This window comes from uncultured Maritalea sp. (assembly GCF_937139385.1).
Classification (GTDB): domain Bacteria; phylum Pseudomonadota; class Alphaproteobacteria; order Rhizobiales; family Devosiaceae; genus Maritalea; species Maritalea porphyrae_A.
On record NZ_CAKZPW010000359.1, the window covers coordinates 1 to 3807 of the forward strand.

The 3807-nt window shown below is 49.8% G+C and carries 4 protein-coding genes and 1 pseudogene; all 5 read left to right on the plus strand.

Annotation, left to right across the window (positions count from 1 at the left end; genetic code table 11):
- Positions 1–1133, plus strand: a 1133-nt coding sequence (locus Q0231_RS14590) for a short-chain fatty acyl-CoA regulator family protein (RefSeq protein ID WP_299348565.1), incomplete at its 5' end; no start/stop codon positions are given.
- A 26-nt stretch (positions 1134–1159) separates the two neighbouring features.
- Positions 1160–1438, plus strand: a complete 279-nt coding sequence (locus tag Q0231_RS14595) for a hypothetical protein (protein ID WP_299348568.1) — start codon at positions 1160–1162, stop codon at positions 1436–1438.
- 95 nt (positions 1439–1533) lie between these two features.
- A complete protein-coding gene (locus Q0231_RS14600; RefSeq protein ID WP_299348571.1) occupies positions 1534–2499 on the plus strand; it encodes a GNAT family N-acyltransferase in 966 nt (321 codons plus the stop codon).
- A 66-nt stretch (positions 2500–2565) separates the two neighbouring features.
- Positions 2566–3321 carry a class I SAM-dependent methyltransferase gene (locus Q0231_RS14605; RefSeq protein ID WP_299348574.1) on the plus strand — a complete coding sequence of 252 codons (756 nt, stop codon included), beginning with the start codon at positions 2566–2568 and terminating at the stop codon, positions 3319–3321.
- A gap of 105 nt (positions 3322–3426) precedes the next feature.
- Positions 3427–3807: pseudogene (locus Q0231_RS14610) on the plus strand (hypothetical protein); the annotation flags it as partial.

Consider the following 3807-nt stretch of genomic DNA (forward strand, 5'->3'; position numbering starts at 1 on the left):
AGATTCGCGATCTGGCTTTTTCCAACCCATCGGCTTCACGCGCCATTTTGCGCCTGTTTGATAAATTCCAAGAAGTGCGTTCGGGCAGTTCATCGGGCACAAGTGATAGGCATCAAGAGCCCTCAACCACCGGCTACCATATGGCCACGGAAGCAATTTCAGATTTCATACAAGAAAATGCCAACCATTTCCCGACCCTGGAAGCATCAGCCGAACGGGTGCGTCACGATGTTGACCATGCTTCTGACAATTTTGAAATGGGGTTGAAAACATATTTAGCAAATGTTTTTGGTCTTGAGTGCAAAATGGCATCATTGCCTGCGGGTATCGCCCAAAAGCTCGACGAAGCAACCAACAAACTTTTTATTTCAGATATTCTAAGTCCAGAATCTGCGCTTTTCTCCATGGCGCATCGCGCCGCGCTGCTCACAGCGGAACATGAAATAGAAGCCATCGTGGATCAGTCGAACTTGCCAGAAGGGGATGCCCCGATTTTGGCGAAGAATGTTCTGGCCTCCTACTTCGCTGCCGCTTTGGTCATGCCTTACGCGCCTTTTTTGGCGGCATGCCGAGACTACCGCTATGACGTTGAGCGCCTATCGCGACGCTTCAACGCCAGCTTTGAGCAAGTTTGCCACCGCATGACCACCTTGCAGCGCGCAGGCGCACAAGGCATTCCTTTACATTTGGTGCGCACAGATATTGCGGGCAATATATCAAAACGCTTTTCCTTGTCCGGCATTCATATTCCGCGCCATTCAGGCGCTTGCCCGCGCTGGAACATCTACTCAGCCTTTTTACAGCCCGAAAAAATCAACATTCAAATCTCGCAAATGCCAGACGGCGAATCCTATTTCTGCATCGCAAAGTCCATTGCAAAAGGCGGCTATCGTCACAATGCGCCGCGCCGTCACCTTTCAATTGGTTTGGGGTGTCATATTTCGCATGCAAAAGAGATGATCTACTCCGAAGGGGTTGATTTAAAAAATCTTTCCCAAGTGGTGCCAATTGGTGTTGGCTGCCGTATTTGTCCGCGCCTTGAATGTGGTCAAAGGGCTCACCCGCCCGCAGACCATCGATTCCAAATTGATAGTGCGACAAAACCGGAAAATCTCTATGCTAAAATGAGCTAAGGAGCGCACACTATAAGGACAACGGCATGAAAAACTTGATACGGGCTTGGGCGTCGCTAATGTTGGTGAGCATGGCAATTATTGGCACGGCAAGTGCCAGTAGCGATGATGCATGGGAAGAATTTCGTCAAACTTTGTTGGAAAAATGCAAAAAGGCAGCAAACGCAGGGGAGGATAGTTTGATCGAAATTGACCCGTTTGGTACCCAAAGTTATGGCGTTTCTATAGTTTACACAGCCAAGGGGCGACATGTTTGTGTGATGGACAAGCAGACCCTGCAAGTGGAACTCTCTGAACCATTCTAGTGCTTTAGTGCACCCCCAATTGCATCCATTCTTGTACTGGCATACAATCAGCACATAGCGTTGCGGCCACACATCTGGCACCGGGGTAGTTGTATATGTTTATGTTTGACCTAAAACCGCGAGAGTTGGCACCGGTACATCGTCGCCCAAAACGCTGGTTCGATCAGATTTTCCCAACGACAAATATAAATGCAATCGGCTCCAGCCTTGCAGCGATTGGGCGCAACGAACAAGCGCAGCGCGAGCAAAAAGACCCAGCATCTCTTGCGCGCCTTGGTTCATTGGAAGTGCGCTTGGCCCAAACCGCAAGCGAAGTGCGCCGCGCCCAACGTTTGCGCTACACCGTATTCTATGAGGAAATGTCTGCAAAACCAGATCCGCGCGCTTTCCGCACCAAGCGCGATGCAGACGAATTTGATCCAATTTGCGACCATATTATTGTGGTTGATCATGATGAAACCGAGGGAATTTCAGCGCGGCCCAAAATTGTAGGCACCTATCGTGCCTTGCGCGCCGAAGTCGCCAATGCATGCAATGGATTCTATTCTTCTGCAGAATTTGATTTCAAGTCCATGTTGGCCAAAAATTGGGAAAAGGGATTTTGCGAACTCGGCAGATCCTGTGTTTTGCCACCCTATCGTGATCGGCGGACAATGGAGGCCTTGTGGGCAGGGCTTTGGGCCTATGCGGTGCTTTATGATATTGACGTCTATTTCGGTGTCGCAAGCTTTGAGGGGACCGATCCAGAAGCCCATCTTGAGGCCCTAAGTCTCTTGCATCACACCGCGCATCCACCACAAAGTTGGGCCGTACACGCCCGGTCAGATGTTGGTACGTCCATTGACTATTTAGACATTAATGCCCTCGACCAACGTGAAATTATCAAAGATCTACCACCCTTGATTAAAGGCTATTTGCGGGTTGGCGCCCATGTGGGCGATGGAGCATTTGTTGACCACCAATTCGGCACCACCGACGTGATGATCGTCACCTTGATCGACGATGTACCCGAGCGATACAAACGCCATTTCATTCAAGCCACAGGCCTAGATCGCAAATAGCATTTATACTGATAATCAGACTGAGTTATCATTTTTTCCTTAAGAAATCCCGCAGGCAGCATAACCATGGATCAAAGTCACCTTAGCGAAATCAATCAGTTTGCTTGGGAAGACAGTGCTTATCAGGCCTGGGTAAAAAAATACGGACGCCCCAAAACCGCAGCTGCGCAGATCCGTGCGGATCCACACTTCACGGCGCGGAGAATTTTGCCGTATCTGGGTGATCCTGCCGGTGCGCGAATTGCAAACCCGTTGGGGTCCCACGGACGTGTTGCAACAGCTTTGTCGCTACTTGGCGCGGATGTCAGTGTGTTTGACATTTCCAACTCAAACGCCAAATACGGATTGCAGTTGGCGAGGGCTGCAGGCGTATCGCTGGACTACGTTGTAGGCGATTTTATCGAGAGCGCTGAGTCGCACACCAAACAATATGACGCCACCATAATGGAATTGGGCGTGCTTCACTATTTTGTCTCCCTTGAAGCTTTCGTCGCGGCGCTGAAGCGTATCACCAAGCCTTCAGGTCTCATAATATTAGTAGACTTCCATCCATTGTTAAAAAAAGCGCTCTCCGTAGCAAACGATAAAGTCCATTTGGAAGGTAACTATTTTTCGAACGTAGCTGAAGTGGCGGATACCCCATATGCGCAGATTTTGAGGAGGAGGGTTCCTACCTGTCTTATCAGGCGGTGGAACATGAGTGAGATCATAAACGCCTTTTTAGATTCAGAACTGACGCTTTCCCATTTCGCTGAACATCCAGCTGATGATTGTGCCCAACTACCTGGAACATTCACACTTGTTGCGCAGCGAACCGCCTAGATCGCAAAAACTAGTTAGCACCCGCGCTTTATTGTTGGCACTGTGGACGGGTTGGCCTAGTCTTGACCTTCCGATATGCGGACTGATCTGGCTAAACAAACCATAATGAACGATAAAAACATCCAATACGCCCAACCAAATGATGAAATTCACCAACCCCCTATAAAGGGAGCGGTGCCTGAAGGTGCGTCCGATCTGCAAAATCCTGTCCCAAAAAAAACGGGCGGTGCTCAACCCACGCCAATGATGGCGCAGTTTTTTGAAATTCGTGCGGTGAATCCAGGCTATTTGCTTTTCTATCGAATGGGCGATTTTTATGAGTTGTTCTTTGACGATGCTGAAATTGCATCGCGGGCATTGGGTATTGCGCTGACCAAGCGGGGCAAGCATCTTGATCAAGATATTCCCATGTGCGGTGTGCCCGTGCGCGCGGCCGAGGGCTATCTGTTGACCCTGATCCGCAAGGGGTTCCGGGTCGCGGTTTGC